Here is a 15,502-nt window from a genome sequence, read left to right as displayed (position 1 = left end):
GTATGCTAAAAATTACAAAAGCAGTTTTTCCAGTAGCAGGTCTTGGCACGCGGTTCCTTCCCGCAACGAAGGCGAGCCCGAAAGAAATGCTGCCGATCGTCGACAAGCCGCTAATCCAATATGCGGTCGAAGAGGCGATGGCGGCCGGCATCACCGAAATGATCTTCGTCACGGGCCGTAGCAAGCGTGCTATTGAAGATCATTTCGACAAGTCCTATGAGATCGAAGCCGAGCTGGAAGCGCGCGGCAAAGACAAGTTGCTGGAACTCGTGCGCAGCATCAAGCCGAGCCATGTCGACTGCTTCTACGTGCGTCAGGCGGAAGCGCTGGGCCTCGGTCACGCGGTGCTGTGCGCGGAAAAGATGGTGGGTAATAACCCGTTCGCCGTGATTCTCGCGGACGACCTGTTGTACGGCACGCCGCCGGTGATGGCGCAGATGATCGAGGTGTTCGACCACTATCACAGCTCGGTGATCGGCGTCGAAGAGATCCCGCCGCAGGAAACCGGGTCGTACGGCATCGTCGACGGTAAGCAATGGGAAGACTCGATCGTCAAGATGTCGGGCATCGTAGAGAAGCCGAAGCCGGACGTGGCGCCGTCGAACCTCGGTGTGGTGGGCCGCTACGTGCTCAAGCCTCGCATCTTCGACCACCTTCGCTCGCTCAGGCCGGGCGCGGGCGGCGAATTGCAGTTGACGGACGCCATCCAGTCACTGCTCGCCGACGAACAGGTGCTCGCGTACAAATACCGCGGCACGCGTTTCGATTGCGGCAGCAAGCTCGGCTATCTGAAGGCAACGGTAGAATTCGCGTTGCGCCATCCGGAAGTGGCCAAGGATTTTAGTGAGTACCTGGATGATGTCATTGAACGCGTCTGACCGAATCTGCGAGGCCTGATTAACAGTGTTTGACAACACACTTGTCCAGATACTGGTACCGTGGTCATCGATGGGGCGTCCTCCCACGCCTCATCGTAATGGTCATGTAGTTTTAGATAGCGCGCTTAACCAGCGCGCTTTTTTTACCTCTCGTCATCTGCGGAGGCATCCTCTCAATTGCACGCCCCGTTCTGGGCCGATGCCATCTTTCGTCTTGGCCCAGCATCCTTATCGCAAGAAAGGCGTGCGGCTTCAGCCTTGCGCTCAGACCAGTTAATCAAGGTCTGAACGCAAAGATCCATCACAGCAGTTCTTCCGGACATTCCGAACAGTGCATGGTCGAGTTGCGCGACCGTTTCGACGCGAACATGTCGCCATTCCTTGAATGCCTGATGCGCCAGTCCAAAGTGGCGGTGCAACTCATTGATGCCAGGATCGAATTCGCCATAGACCAGCAACGTCCCCACGCCGCGCCGATTCAGTTCGTGCATGACACCGCGTTCAGTAGCGACGCCGGGTCGCCAGCCGAGCCGTTCCGCGATCTGTATCGTCGGCAGGCGGAATCGCGCAAAGAGGCCTCTCGCCAGGGTCCTCACGATAGGACGCAGATCGCGCCGCTCGCGTAGCAACCGCGTCCATTTTTGCCAGTTGCGTGCCGAGACCAGATAACCGCGAGAAGAATTGAGCCGCTGCTTTGTCGCCTCCGCTAACGTCATTCCAGCGGGCCAGACGAAACGTGGCAGATTTATCGCGATGACCCCGCCCAGCGAGGTCGCCCTCGTAGCCGCATGCAGCGACGCATAGGCCCCGGAGCATATGCCGAAAGCGACGACCTCCTGATGCCCTCTAGCGGTTAGCCAGTTTGCCGCCGCGACGATGTCCGTGACCGTCTGATCCGAATACGGAACGCTCGACTGGTCGTCCGGCCCCTGCTCGCCACTGTCGCCGACACCGCTCACGTCGACCCGTAGCGTGACGACGCCATGGCGCGCCATCTCTCTCGCGAGACAGACGGCGAAGCGGCCATCTGCCATGCGTGGATTGGCGGCCGTATTGGCGATCAACACGGCCGGCGCGCCAGGCCGCACGGAACCCGTTTCGGCGGGACTGCACAGCGTCCCCACCAGTCGGTCGGGACCGATCAAAACCAGTTGCTCCTCCGCGCCTTCAGCGGCAGCGTTGATTGACGCATCCTGAGCGGCACACTCCGCGACTGCGTCCGGACCCGGTCGTGCGTTCAGCACAGGCCCCTGGGAACGCGCGATGATCCAACGCGTCGTTGAGTCGATTGCATCGAGCGGCAACCGCGAATGGAGGCTGTCCAACATCAGTCTCGACCATTCCGGAAGCCTGGCGGTCGCGACTTCGATGCCGCGAGCGAGCAGAGCCGCCTGGAGCGGCGGGCTCTCGCCGTAGTCGGTGTCGACGAGCAGCACAGATCTCGCCAACGAACTCGCGTTGTTTGCGACATCGCACAAATTGGCTGCTTTTATTTGGTCCACCAGATCAGGCGGGTAGCAATGGCCCAACACATTCATGTAGGGTTCCTCACCAACCGACCGTTGGACAACCGGAGGAGCGGTATCGAGCCATCCCTTCTGGACCAGCGACAATTCCCGAAGGTAGGCGCGTCCTCGCACTACGGGCGCAAGCGCTACCAATGCATCGACGTGCGGTACCGCATCGGCGCCCTTCCCCGCGGCAGCCAGCATCGCAAACATTGCGCCCGCGCGCACGCCTAGCAAAGTCACGTCGGACGTATTCGCATGCGTGCGCAGTACGTCGATTGCACTTCGAATGCTCGCCAGCGTCCGCGAAAATCGATCGTTATCACTATCGTCGCCGGCTGAGTCTCCCGCGCATGGATAGTTGAACCGCAAAACCGATATGCCTTCGCGCACCAGACGTTCCGCCAATGCACGCGACAACTTGTGGGTCCATAGGGCTTCATGCCCAAGCGGCTCACAAAGAACGACACCGTACCCGGTATGGCCTTCATACAGCCATCCCACGCAACCATCGAACTGTATCGGCTTCACCTGGTATCCCTCACACGACTGATTGTGTTTTTGCATTGACAGCGCACACCTCGATTAAAACTGGCAGAGGCGTGTCCTATTCTGGATGCGTGGATTTGTCGGAGGCTAAGGGCCGCTTTGCCTGCGCCGTCTCTTGTCGATCCCCGCACATATCGCGAATTCCTGAAGTATTTTTTTGGGGCGTCGATCGACCGAGCTTTATCAACCCGTGCTTCCCTTGTAAATGAGGAAACGAGGAAACGAGGAAATAGGTAGTTATTGCTAATGCCGGTTTTTTGGCAATGGAAACATTCGCCAAGCGAAAAGTTTTTCTAACTCAGCGCTTCCGTCCCATTGCCGTCTCCGAAAGAGAAGTCGCGACACGCATCCCAAACTTTCTCTACGACGAGCCGCTCATGGTGCGTGGCTTCGCCGTGTGCGACTGAATAATACCAACCGGCGCGAGCATCATCACCGAGATCGTTAGATTATTGTCAATTTAGTAATCTGGCGCACACAACCGTCTATAAATCGTATCCGGAATGCATTTTTCAATATAACGAATTTATCGGCAGATACGGATTTTCATCGACGATGGAGAATAAAAGTACACTTCGTTACCGCACTGCAAACAGTGGCGTTTTTTCTGGATTTCCGGCATTTATCGAAACAGAAAATCTTTTCCGCCGCTCTCCGCAATCACTCAATTTATGCAACTTTGCGGCGGTGGAACGCGCCAGGATGAAACCGTTCTCTACGAGAATCGGATTGCCAGTCCGCTTTCTCGCTTCCTGTATTCGACCCGGCTCTGTCTTGCGGCGTCCTTCTCCCTCTCCTCGCTGACAACGCTCCTCCGTCGAGGACACCCTCGCCACCAGGAGAACGCATCAAGATAAGGCTCATTTTCGGTTCTGTTCGATCAATCGAAATGCCACCTTCGAACTGACAATGGCGCAGACGCAGCGGTGCTGAGAGGCTCGACGAACTTCCTGACCGTCTGTGGAGTTTCGCACGCCGGGGGATGAGTGAAAATCAGCAGCATATTGTGGGCCGCAGTAGTGGCACCGGCACTTATGGGGACGACACTGGCGCATGCCTCGCTCGGCGGCACGCCGACATGGCCGGTCGAACCGACCAATCAGGGAACAAGACTGGTCCAGCGCGCGAGCGCAAGGTCAGTTGAATATAGCGTCAACGAAAACACGCTAGCGTATGGCACGGTGGTCCGCGAATACGTATCGCAGACAGGCACCGTATTCGCCGTCGTGTGGCATGGTCCCCGGATGCCTCCTCTAAATACGCTGCTAGGCAGCTATTTCCCCGCGTATCTGCAAGGACTTGCGGCCATCCACGCAACGCAAGGCGGTGGCTACGGTCCCGCTACTGTTCAACAGAACGAACTCGTTATTCACACCGGGGGGCATATGGGTGCCTTCACGGGTCGCGCGTATTTGCCTCAATCGCTCCCACAGGGGACGAGCGCGGAAGACTTGCAATGAAAAAAACAGACACAATGCGAAGATTCGCGTGGGCAATCGTTGCGATGCTCGGAATCAGCCTCAGCGCGTGCGGCGGTAGTGGAGGCGGCGGATCTTCCGCGTCGACAACTGGCGACACAACCACCCATGCTCCGGCAAACGCTCCCGCCGGCACGACAGGCGTCACATCGGCGAGCACACCGGAACCTTCCGCGATACCGACGGCGAATGCCGCACTTAATACGGTACCGGTTCTCGTCTCGTCCACGCCATTCGCCGTACGCAATTTCCCCATGGTGAACGTGACGATCTGCACGCCGAAAACGAACGCCACGTCGAACTGCTCGACTATCGACAACGTGCTGATCGATACAGGATCTTTTGGCTTGCGGCTTTTTGCTTCCGCGGTGCCGGCCGCCACACTTTCCACGCTGCCGACGCAGACCGGACCCTCAACCGGCAGCAGAATCGCGGAATGCACGCAGTTCGGCAGTGGTTATACCTGGGGTACCGTGCGCAATGCGGACATCGGTATGTCCGGTGAGATTGCGCAGGATGTGCCGATCCAGGTGATTTCCGACCCATCGCTTACACAGTCCGCGCCCACTGACTGTCAGCAAAGCGCCGCGCTCTCCACGCCGTTGAGCCTGGGCGCCAATGGAATACTTGGCGTTGGAGTGAATCCACGCGATTGCGGCGTCTCATGTACAAGCGGTGACCAGAGTGGCTTCTACTATGCGTGCGACAGTTCTGCGTGCACCGCGGTTACTCAGGCATTGAATCAGCAAGTTGCGAATCCAGTTCACTTCTTTGCGGTGGACAATAACGGCATCGTGTTGGAGATGCCGCAGGTGGCCGCGAACGGAAGCGCGTCGGCATCCGGCACTCTGGTGTTTGGGATCGATACGCAAAGCAACAACATGCTTGCCGGAACCGGTGCAACGGTATTGACGACCGATCAGTACGGGAATTTCAACGCAGCTTACAACGGCGCCACTTTTGCCGGGAGCGCGTTCTTCGATTCAGGCTCGACCGATCTGTTCTTTCAGGATGCGAGCATTGATTTGAATAGCCTTCGTTTCTATGTCCCCGGTAGCACCTTATCGCGCGCGGTGACCATCACGGGACAAAACAACGCCACAACGTCTATTAATTTTACTGTCGCTAATGCGCTGGCACTGCTGACTTCTGACAACTACGCGTTCAACAATCTTGCCCACTACATGGCCGGCACATTCGACTTTGGAATCCCGTTTTTCTACGGACGACATGTGTACGTCGGGATCGCGGGGACGTCTTCAAGTGGCGGCGGCACAGGACCGTACGTCGCGTACGTGTCCAATTGATAGTCGCGGCACCCCAACCCCGTACGGAGAGTTAGGGTGCCAGTCCGCCTGTCATCCTCTATTGGGTCAGATGGATTTCCACGCGGCGGTTCTGCGCGCGGCCGCCTGCGGTATTGTTTGACGCAATGGGATTGGCCGAGCCTTCGCCTCGGGTGACGTAGTCCGTGGAACGTAGACCGTGACTCTTCAGGTACTGCTCGACGCTGTCCGCGCGGCGCTTCGACAATTCCAGGTTGCCCCGGGAAGAGCCTGTCGAATCCGTATAACCTTCCACCGTCACCTTTTTGAACACTGTGTCCTTGCTGGCAGCCAGCAATGCGTCCAGCCTCTCGGTTGCCGCAGCAGTCAATGTCGCGCGGCCGGTGTCGAAGTTAGTGTCGCCGCTGAGATCGAATCTTTCCGGGACGACTGGCGCAGCTACCGGAACCGCGGCGGCAGCCGGCTTCTCCGCATCCGAACTGGCCGGCGCCTCGCATCTGAAAGTGAAAATGCGGTTGTCGCTGGAACCCAACTGATCGATTTTCTCGACCGGTTGGATCTGCTTATCGCCACAAATACGTTCGGCCTCCTTTCTGCACGTATTGGCACCTCCGAAGATACCTTGGCATTCAACCCGATACGTCCTGACGCCATCGTTCGAATCAATCGAATAAGCGTTGAACATCGGCCCGGACGCACTCGAACATCCTGCAATCAGTGAAACGGCAAGCAGCAGGCTTGGGGCAGTTAGTTTTGTCATCGCTATCCTTGGTGCGGTTCGTGTTGCTATGGTTATATCGTTCGGGAAGTTCGCGGAGGTGTTCTTTCTACAGGACGTAACTCGCCGGGTTACTCTTCTCGCAGGCATTTGCGGCATTTTCGGTTAGATAGGGGAACCACGGTTACCGGTTCCCCTTGTCTCTTCGTGAAAGCAAGATTGCGTTGACAGAACCCAAGCGTAACCGCCTAGCCCGCTGACTTTGCACCGCAGCCCGAGACTGCATCGCCCGCAAAGTTTTCGGAAGCTTGTGACAATACGCCATCGATGAAAGTATGGGCGCGATTCTCCGCGTACTCAATCGCTTCGGCCTCGGATACAAACACCAGGCGCTCGGAAAAGCGTCCGACACTTGCGTCAGCGCGACTCCCGCAACAGACAGTCCACGAAACCTTATATCGGGGCCCGACTCCGTGTAACGACAGCGTGATGGTTCGGCTAGTGCGAATTTCGATGACATAACCGCGATACGGCGTATAGGATTGGCGGGACATCGCTATTCCTCTAATTAACTGCCGGCTGTCCAGACATCTGCGTCGGCCGGAAATTCCGGAAGACGATGCAGGGGCCGAAAACATCAAGGGCCCGTACTCTTTCCTGCGCCTTGCAGTTCTAACTATCTCAGCCCGCCGCGCCGACGCCGAAAAAGTCGTCACCGTACGAATCGTCGCCGATCGCGCGAAGCACGTCGCGAGCAAAATCCTGAGCAACTTCTTCGTACTCCGGGGTTCCGGGCGACAGTGTGTTGAGATTCGGCTTCCCGCGAGCCCTGCGGATGGCAGCCACAGTCAATCTCAAAGCGTAAACTTCTGCCCACATCGGATGGGATGGCCCAAACGGGCAGTTGTCCTCGTTTTCCATGTCGATATTCTCGATCGAATAATAGAAGCCTTATAAAGCGTGCAGCATGAAACAAATCATTGCCGGCTGCCAGCGCCGTTAACAATGGTTGACCGCGATTTAACCAAATTCAACAAAGACGCCCGTTTCGCCGAATGCAGTAGCGTCAAATAGTTATCTCGTGCAGTGAAGCCGTCGGTCGATAAAAAGTACCGACCTGCGTTCACGCGACTGCGAAGCGGGCTTAGCTTCTCCGGAACGGTGCAGTCGCTTCCGCTTCTGACCTTTGTTGACAGTCTTGGCAGTCGATCATCGCTAGGATTGACACCGAGGAGACGGTCGTTCGAACGACCTTTCCCCTTCTCTCCGGAAAGGCAGGAAGGCTTCGACCGTCCCTGACCGCTCGCTGCGGCCCGCGTCTCCAAACCACTGAGTGCTCCGGCTCCTCAACAGACCTGTCGAGGACGAACAACTGACTCATCCAAAACACCGTTGGTCTTGCAATGATACGCAGCAGCCGGCCAGGTGTCCTGATGCTTTTGCTCCGTATTTCACGAGACGCGCGCGGGATTCAATCTGCTGTGCACTTTCACGAACCGCACGCGTCTGAACATCAGAAGATTTACCGGTCTGCGAAGGAAATAGAAATGAGCGAAACATTGTGGTGTGTCCACATCGTCGAACTGAATGATTTCATCGCAACTCCTTCAAAAGATGCAGCCGAGGAGGAGTCGGCCGCTATCAACGCGCACATGAACAAAGCCGCGAACCACACGAACGCTTCCAAGTGTCGAGCCGTGGCAACCAGATGGCCATTTTCTCCAGCTAGTCACATGCGATCGCTGGAGGTTGATTGGGAGGATCTGGAACGTATGCCGCACAGGCTGCGGTGATCTATCCGTCGCGTCGCAGCAGCGGCGTGGCATGCACAGAGAAATTCGATCGCCCAGCACATATTCACATGAATCGTCTCCGATCAAAACAGATGCTGCTGCCGATGAGCACAGCCATAGCGCAACGCATTTCGCTAGAGAACCACCTTTCGCTGGAAACACTTCGCTCGGGCGCGGGTGGAGAGCATCATTTCAATGGCATGTGCCAGGCGGCCTGTATCGCAAGCCTTCTGTGCGAGGCCGGCTATGGAACGGCGAGAGAAGGATTGTTCGGCGAGGCCGAAAGAGTACTGCTCGACTGTCGTAGAGCCGGCATCGAAACGGAGAACTGGCGTTTCGATGGCAAATCCTATCGCATACTTGCGGAGGTCTTGACGCTCCACGATAAGCAATTGTCTATCACGCCGGTTCGCGAGTTGATTCGGGCAAACGAGCGCCTGAAAACCTCATAGCGCAGACACCGCGCAAGAAGCAATGAACCGGCAACGAACCGCAACCGCTAGCGGATCGGCCTCGCCATCAAGTCTTCAAGCAGCGCACCATACGTCGCGACCAGTTGCCGGTCCTCGGGCAAAAAACGCGCAATCTCTGTACGCTGCCGCTCGCGATACCACGCTGCGTGCGCGTCATGCATGTCGATCGCTTCGCTCAAGCGGCGCGCGCCCTCCTCCACGTCATTGCCGTGGTAGTAGTAACCCAGGTCCGCGCAAAGATGCGCATTGTGCACCAGCGCATAGCCCTGCCAGCACACTTCGAGGTAGAAGTAGTTAAGCGGATTTTCCAGTTGATGCGAAACGACGATATCCGTGTTTTCCGCCAGAAAGATGGGCGTTTCGTGGCGTCCGAGAAAGACCGCTTTATGGTCACGCACGATATCGAGCTGGTTCATCAATGAAATGAACTCGAGACTGTCCCGCGCAATTGGCTCCGCGTTCGTCACCTGTAAAACGGCGATGCTGTCAGGCCGCCGCCGATAAGCGAGTTCAGCTATGAGCGCCGGATACAGGCAGAACTTCACGATGTTGATGTTCGGCTCCATCACGCTCAGCCGCTTTGCACCTTCATGCGACCGGTATTCGCCGGCATGAGGCATGTTCTTGACGCGCTCGTCGAGAAACATCGGGCTCCATACGAATGGCACGACCCGCCCCGTCTGCCGGCGCAAGACTTCAAAGTACGAGCGGCTAATATTGTCGACCTGTGGAATGATCCAGATATCGTCGTAGTGTTGATTGACGAACAGGTTCGCCCCCCACATCGGCTTGCGGAACAGCACCGACTCCATCGCGTGCACATACTCGAAACCACAGCAATACGACACCAGCCGCACGCCTCGCTGCTTCAGATAAGCCGTCTGCGTCCCATCGATCTGGCCGCCGAGTTCGATCAACAGGTCGATGGAATCTTTCGCGGCATCGAAAGACAACGTGGGATAACGCAGCTGGTCCCAGGGCAAAGCCGGTGTAATCGGCACTTGCGTCGTGTTGACCAGCACTACGCCGGCTACTTGCGGACAATGCCGCAACGCCTCGGCGAGAAAGGCTGCATTCTGCTTGATGCCGTTGTTCCATAGCGTTTCGGCCTCGTGATGCAGGCCGATCGTAATGCCGATGCGCAATTTGTTCATGACGTGACGATTGCGGCTGCATTGCCAGCCGCGTTTTTCAATGACCACTGCATGTAGACTGCCAGCGGGACACTCTGCGTTTCGTTAAGCGTCCAGCCGCCCTTTGGAATCCTTCACGCCTATCTATCGGCGGGCGATTACCTGATCGGCGCCGCCGCCCCCGCCGAGAACTTCACATAGCGGCGAATCACGAGACAACTCGCCTGTTGATCGATCAGCGACACCGACGAGCCCAGGTCCTTCGCGTCGGTGTAGACCATCATATGGGGGAGCAGTTTCGTTGCCTGATAGCCGACCAGTTCTTTGCGCGCGAGCGCCGGACAACTGACCGGCGCAACCGAAATACGTTCCGCCGACACCGAGCACGAACCATCGGCCTCGGGCACGCCGGTTATCGACATCGCCGCGTTGGCGCCCGGAAGTTCCAGTCCGATCAGCGAGAACACCGTACTCGCACCGGCCCGGGTCCGATCCCAGTCGAACAGCACATCGTTATTAGTGGTCCCCTGCACGCCGAGTGCGGACAGCGCAGTTAGCGCGGGCATGCATTGCCTGACCCCGACCGCATTGGCCGCATAGACCAATGAATTGCGCGGGCCCGCGCCTTCTGGCGGAGCAAGCACCCCTTGGCCAAAAGCGACCGAGGTCAGCAGCAGCGAGCCGGTCAGTGCGAGCCTACCGGTCGCGCGAGTTATGGTGCGAAACGGATTCATAGTGAAACTCGACCCTGGTGGCGATATAGGTGCAACGTCGCGTCGGAAAAGCGGCACATGCTCACGCATTCTCGTACAGCGCCGCAATCGCGTCGCTATAAATCTGCACATTGGCGTCGCTCTCGGGATCAAGTTGCGCGAGGAACGCATGCGCGTTCTGCCGGTACGCGTCGAAGTTGGCATCGTGGTCGCGGTAAGCCTGCTGCAACGCGCGCCCGCCTTCCTCGCAATCGAACTCGTGATACCGATACCCGCAATTGCCGATCAGATGTGAGTTGTGGACCAGCGGATAGCCGCCATACAGCGCCTCGTAATACACATAGTTCTGCGCATTTTCCCAATGATGGCTCACCACGACATCGACGTCCGCGGCCACGACCCGGCAAAACGGAAAGCGCCCTTCGAACGAGGTCAGCCCGTGTTTGACGATATCCAGGCTGTGCGCAAAACCGCTGAAGCCAACATGCTCCTTCATATGGAACGTGTTGTAAGCCCAGACGTGTTCGAGCATATCGGGGTCGGCGCGGTGGGCGGCTTCGCACGCCAGAAGCGGAATGAAGCCGGTCTTCACCATGCAGATATTCGGCTCGAAAATGCCCGCGCGCCAGCGCCGGCGCCCAGGCCGGTAGCCGAAACTGACGCCTTCCGGCAGCCGTGCGGCTTCGCGCTCCAGCACGAGCGGACTCCACAGATGCGGCATCACCCGCACCGGACAACGGAACGTGCTCCTGAAATAAGGCACACAGGTCGTCTCATACTCCGGCAATGTCCAGACCTCATGATAGGGTGCCCCAGTCAGCAGCAACCCGGACGACTTGTCGAACACCATCCGCTCGATGTCGATCACATAGTCATTGCCGACCCGCATCGAAACGATCTTGCCGCCGCGCTCGCGAAACGCCACCACCCACTCACGCGCAAGCTGGGCGCTCATCTCGATCATGACATCGAGCGTCGACGCGGCTTCTTTCATATCGATGAGCGGCACGGGCGAGTCGGCGAGAAAGTTCTTCGCGTCCGCGGGCTCGCCGTCACCACCGCCCGCCACGAGGAACGTCGCCTCGACGAGCGGTGAGCGCATGAGCAGCATCACGAGAAAGATGCAGTTCTGGTAGATGCCGTTCTCCCAGACGGACTGCTCGCCCTTGCGAACAAAGATCGAGACGCCGACGCGGAGTTTGCGGTGGAGGGACGACTGGCTTCGTTCAATGTTCATGTACGGCTCGCGGCGTGGCCTGCAAAGTTGGCGTTGCGGCACAGATGCAGCAACCTGGCAGCGTAAGCGTCGAGATTGTGCTGGCTGAATGGATCGACTGCATCGAAGACTCGCCGCGAACGGGCACGGTAGTCGTCAAGACCATCGTCGTGTTCGAGCGCCGCGCGTTGCAGTTGCGCCGCGCCTTGCAGTGCCTCGAAGCCCGCATAGTAATAGCCCGCCTCCTTCAGCCACGGGGAATTGTGGATCAGCGGATAGTCGCCATACAGCGCATCCATATAGCTGTAGTTCTGGTCGTTTTGCCACTGATGTGCGACCACTGCATCGGCATGCTGCACCATGAAACCGACGACGTCGTGGCGCCCGTGAAAGATCGCCTTGTGCTCTCGCACCAGATCGAGCGAGTTGGCAAAATACAGCATTGTCGGATGATCTTTCAGATGCAAGGTATTGAGCACATGCATCATCGCGACGCCAGTGCGATCCGCGCGGTACGCTTCGTCGCAAATCAACATGGGGATGCTCGACGTCTTCACCACCGAAATATTCGGCTCGAAAATCGCGACTCGCAGACTGGCGCTCGCGCCGTCCGCGTCGACGTTCCTGCCTCGGTAACCGTAGCGCAGCCCCGTCTGCTCCGCGACTTCCCGCACGCGCGTTTCAACGAAATGCGGATGCCAGATAAACGGCGCTTCATACACGTCGCAGCGATGCAGGGTGCGCATCATCGGCGCGAAGGCCGCGTCTTTCGGCAACAGCCAGATTTCGTCACAACGGTCGGGCCGCGCCGCATGAGTCGGCTTGTTGAAGACAGCCGGCTCCGCGAGGCCGACGAACGGCTGACCACAGCAGTGAAAGACTACCTTCTTGCCGCGAGCGCGCATCAGGTCGAGCCATTGGACGTCGAGCGCGCCACCCATTTCGACGATCACGTCGACTTCGTCGGTCGCTTCACGCATCGGCATGATGCGCAGATCCCTCGAACCCAGGTCGACCTGCGGCGGCATGGCGAGCTGATCGCCGACATCGATCAACACGACGGATCGCACGAACGGCAAACGCTGGAACAACTCGGCGAGAAAAATGACGTTCTGTCCCAGGCCGTTCTGCCAGATGTTCTGCCCCGTGTGAGTGACGACTGAAATTCCGATACGCATATCCTGTTTCTACCAAGCAATAAGACGGACCCCCGCTCGTCGCGAGGGTCCGTCCGTTCGCCGCCTCAAAGAAGCGGCCGGTCAGACATTCCAGATGTCCGGGTCCAAAACGTGTTACCAGGAGTAGCCCATGCCGGCGTTAAACAGGACGTGATTGCCACCGCTCGTAGCGCTGACGCCCATTTTAACGATCGTGTTCTGGGTGATCCGGGCACTACCGCCAATTGCCAAGGCCGAGTATCCACCATAGTTGCCGAGTCCGGCGCTCAACTGGAACGTCTTGCCCTGCTCCACCTGCGGCAAGCCGGCCAACGCGCCTGCCATTGCCACGCCCGAGTACGCGTTACGCGCCACGGTGTTGATATTCTGCTGAAGCCCTTGCAATTGCGCAACGTTGGCTGCATCCGTCGGATTCACGCCCGGCGCGACGTTGGTAATGGTTCTCTCATTACCCTGCGAACCGACCGACACCGTGTTGGGCTCGCTGGCAATCGAACCGGCTCCCAATGCCACCGAGTTCGCCGCCGACGCGACCGCGTTGGCGCCGATCGCCGTCGCGTTCGACGCGGTTGCCTGCGAGCTCGGACCCGTCGCGACCGCGTAATTGCCGCTTGCCTGCGAATTGCCGCCGATCGCAACAGCTTCAGTGCCCGAGGCGCTTGCCGCATTACCGGTCGAATTCACCGCCACGTACCTGGAGCTGGTCGAAATATTGGTAAAGGCCGCTTGCGTGATCTGCTTGTACTGGCTCAACTGCGAAGCGAGATCGAAAAGCTGGCTGCCATTCACGGCGTCCGTGCTGGTGGCGGTCACCGCACCCGCGGCGACGTTAGTCAGCGCGACCGCCGTGGCTGCGCCGACACCGCCGAGCGTGACGCTCGTGTGCGCCGCGTTGTCGTACTGCACGGCGTTGCTCGCCACCGACGCAACCGATTGCAGTTGGCTCACGTTCACCGCATCGGTCGGCGCGCTACCGGCTGCGACGCCAGTGAGCTGACGGGCGCCCGAGGTGCCGGTGAAATCGACGGTCGTTCCGCCGGTGCTGGCGCCGACCGTGATCGTGCCGTTGCCCGGCGCGCCGCCGACCTGTTGCACCAGACCGATCGTGCCGTTGGCGATACCCGTCGACAGCGCCGTCACGTTGCTGGTGGTCGTGATCAGGGTCGTCGACAGCGAGGCGACGTTGCTGTTCGTCGTGATCAGGCCGGTCGACAGCGACGCGACATTGCTGTTGGTCGTGTTGAGGCTGGTCGACAGCGACGTGACGTTGCTGTTGGTCGTATTCAACCCGGTCGACAGCGAACTGAGGCCCGTCGAAGTCGACGTCGACAGGACGCCCACCGTGCTGTTGGTCGTGCTCAGGCCGGTCGACAGCGACGTGATGCCGGTCGCCGCCGACGTCGACAGCGACGTCAACTGGCCGAAGTTCACCGCGTCGGTCGGATTCGCACCGTCGGCCACGTTCGTCAGCGTCACCGGCGTCGTCGCACCCGCGCCGCCGAGCGTCACGCTCGTGTGGGCCGGATTGTCGTACTGGACCGCATTGGCCAGACCCGTCGACAGCGAACTAAGGCCGGTCGCGGTCGAGGTCGACAACGAGCTGAGGCCCGTCGAGGTCGACGTGGACAGGCTGCCCACCGTGCTGTTGGTCGTGCTCAGACCGGTCGACAACGAGCTAACGCCCGTGGACAACGAACTGGCCGTCGTCGAGACCGTCGTCGAGAGGCTACCCACGGTGCTGTTGGTCGTGCTCAGGCCGGTCGACAACGAGCTCAGGCCGGTCGACGTCGAGGTCGACAACGATCCGAGGCTGGTCGAGGCCGAGGTGGAGAGGCTATCCACCGCGCTGTTCGTCGTGCTCAGGCCCGTGGACAGCGAGCTGACACCCGTCGACAACGAGTTCACACCCGTGGACAACGAGCTGGCCGTCGTCGAAGCCGATGTCGACAGGCTACCCAGCGTGCTGTTGGTCGTGCTCAAACCGGTCGACAGCGAGCTCACGCCCGTGGACAACGAGCTGGCCGTCGTCGACGTTGACGTCGACAGGCTATCCACCGCGCTGCTGGTCGTGCTCAGACCCGTCGACAGGGAGCTGACGCCCGTCGACAACGAGCTGAGACCGGTCGAAGTCGAAGTCGACAGCGACGTCAGTTGACCGAAGTTCACCGCGTCGGTCGGATTCGCGCCGGCGGCCACGTTGGTGAGCGTGACGGGCGTCGTGGCACCCGCGCCGCCGAGCGTCACGCTCGTGTGGGCCGGGTTGTCGTACTGGACCGCGTTGGACAGACCGGTCGACAGCGAGCTAAGACCCGTGGACAACGAACTGGCCGTCGTCGAGGTCGACGTCGAGAGACTATCCACCGTGCTGTTGGTCGTGCTCAGGCCGGTCGACAGCGAGCTCACGCCGGTGGACAACGAGCTGGCCGTCGTCGAGGTCGACGTCGACAGGCTGCCCACCGTGCTGTTGGTCGTGCTCAAGCCGGTCGAAAGCGAACTCACGCCTGTGGACAGCGAGCTGGCCGTCGTCGAGGTCGACGTCGACAGGCTATCCACCGTGCTGTTCGTCGTGCTCAGGCCGG

12 protein-coding genes and 2 pseudogenes are annotated in these 15,502 nt (G+C 59.1%); 5 read left to right on the top strand and 9 right to left on the bottom strand.

Going from position 1 to position 15,502, the window contains the following annotated elements; genetic code table 11:
* Positions 1-2 precede the first annotated feature (2 nt).
* Positions 3-878, top strand: a complete 876-nt coding sequence (gene galU, locus BGI01S_RS27065; protein ID WP_042329442.1) for a UTP--glucose-1-phosphate uridylyltransferase GalU — start codon at positions 3-5, stop codon at positions 876-878.
* 173 nt (positions 879-1,051) lie between these two features.
* Here the strand turns inward: galU and BGI01S_RS27060 are convergent, their stop codons facing one another.
* Entirely contained in the window at positions 1,052-2,953 is a 1,902-nt protein-coding gene (locus BGI01S_RS27060; RefSeq protein WP_232624455.1) for a serine aminopeptidase domain-containing protein, read from the bottom strand.
* Between the two features lie 968 nt (positions 2,954-3,921).
* Between BGI01S_RS27060 and BGI01S_RS29865 the strand changes: the two genes are divergently transcribed.
* Both BGI01S_RS29865 and BGI01S_RS27055 read left to right on the top strand, forming a co-directional pair.
* Positions 3,922-4,395 carry a DUF2844 domain-containing protein gene (locus BGI01S_RS29865; RefSeq protein WP_232624454.1) on the top strand — a complete coding sequence of 158 codons (474 nt, stop codon included), beginning with the start codon at positions 3,922-3,924 and terminating at the stop codon, positions 4,393-4,395.
* On the top strand, positions 4,392-5,720 hold the full coding sequence (locus tag BGI01S_RS27055; RefSeq protein WP_232624453.1) for a DUF3443 family protein: 1,329 nt from the start codon (positions 4,392-4,394) through the stop codon (positions 5,718-5,720). Before BGI01S_RS29865 ends, BGI01S_RS27055 begins: the two co-directional genes overlap by 4 nt.
* 58 nt (positions 5,721-5,778) lie before the next feature.
* Here the strand turns inward: BGI01S_RS27055 and BGI01S_RS27050 are convergent, their stop codons facing one another.
* The gene (locus BGI01S_RS27050; RefSeq protein ID WP_042329440.1) at positions 5,779-6,459 is read right to left on the bottom strand and encodes an OmpA family protein; all 681 of its coding nucleotides are present in this window, start codon (positions 6,457-6,459) and stop codon (positions 5,779-5,781) included.
* Positions 6,460-7,098: 639 nt separating this feature from the next.
* Positions 7,099-7,338: a hypothetical protein gene (locus BGI01S_RS27045; protein WP_042329439.1), complete on the bottom strand. Its 240-nt coding sequence runs from the start codon at positions 7,336-7,338 to the stop codon at positions 7,099-7,101.
* 626 nt (positions 7,339-7,964) lie between these two features.
* Between BGI01S_RS27045 and BGI01S_RS29860 the strand changes: the two genes are divergently transcribed.
* Both BGI01S_RS29860 and BGI01S_RS27040 read left to right on the top strand, forming a co-directional pair.
* Positions 7,965-8,210, top strand: coding sequence for a hypothetical protein (locus BGI01S_RS29860; protein ID WP_084585514.1), 246 nt, complete (start codon positions 7,965-7,967; stop codon positions 8,208-8,210).
* A gap of 92 nt (positions 8,211-8,302) precedes the next feature.
* Positions 8,303-8,662 (top strand): hypothetical protein, encoded by a 360-nt coding sequence (locus BGI01S_RS27040; RefSeq protein ID WP_042329438.1) that lies wholly within the window; start codon positions 8,303-8,305, stop codon positions 8,660-8,662.
* A gap of 47 nt (positions 8,663-8,709) precedes the next feature.
* On the opposite strand, the gene BGI01S_RS27035 is transcribed toward BGI01S_RS27040, so the two are convergent.
* The 6 genes and pseudogenes from BGI01S_RS27035 to BGI01S_RS31440 form a co-directional block, all read right to left on the bottom strand.
* The gene (locus tag BGI01S_RS27035; protein WP_042329512.1) at positions 8,710-9,837 is read right to left on the bottom strand and encodes a DUF2827 domain-containing protein; all 1,128 of its coding nucleotides are present in this window, start codon (positions 9,835-9,837) and stop codon (positions 8,710-8,712) included.
* Between the two features lie 137 nt (positions 9,838-9,974).
* Positions 9,975-10,550, bottom strand: a complete 576-nt coding sequence (locus BGI01S_RS27030; RefSeq protein ID WP_255219788.1) for a hypothetical protein — start codon at positions 10,548-10,550, stop codon at positions 9,975-9,977.
* Between the two features lie 61 nt (positions 10,551-10,611).
* On the bottom strand, positions 10,612-11,766 hold the full coding sequence (locus BGI01S_RS27025) for a DUF2827 domain-containing protein (RefSeq protein WP_042329437.1): 1,155 nt from the start codon (positions 11,764-11,766) through the stop codon (positions 10,612-10,614).
* Complete coding sequence (locus tag BGI01S_RS27020) at positions 11,763-12,923, bottom strand: DUF2827 domain-containing protein (protein WP_042329436.1); 1,161 nt, start codon at positions 12,921-12,923, stop codon at positions 11,763-11,765. Before BGI01S_RS27020 ends, BGI01S_RS27025 begins: the two co-directional genes overlap by 4 nt.
* 114 nt (positions 12,924-13,037) lie before the next feature.
* Positions 13,038-13,907 (bottom strand): annotated as a pseudogene (locus tag BGI01S_RS31445) (YadA family autotransporter adhesin); the annotation flags it as partial.
* A gap of 195 nt (positions 13,908-14,102) precedes the next feature.
* Positions 14,103-15,502 (bottom strand): annotated as a pseudogene (locus tag BGI01S_RS31440) (hemagglutinin); the annotation flags it as partial.

This window comes from Paraburkholderia ginsengisoli NBRC 100965, assembly GCF_000739735.1.
GTDB lineage: Bacteria > Pseudomonadota > Gammaproteobacteria > Burkholderiales > Burkholderiaceae > Paraburkholderia > Paraburkholderia ginsengisoli.
This window is presented reverse-complemented; position numbering and strand designations above follow the sequence as displayed.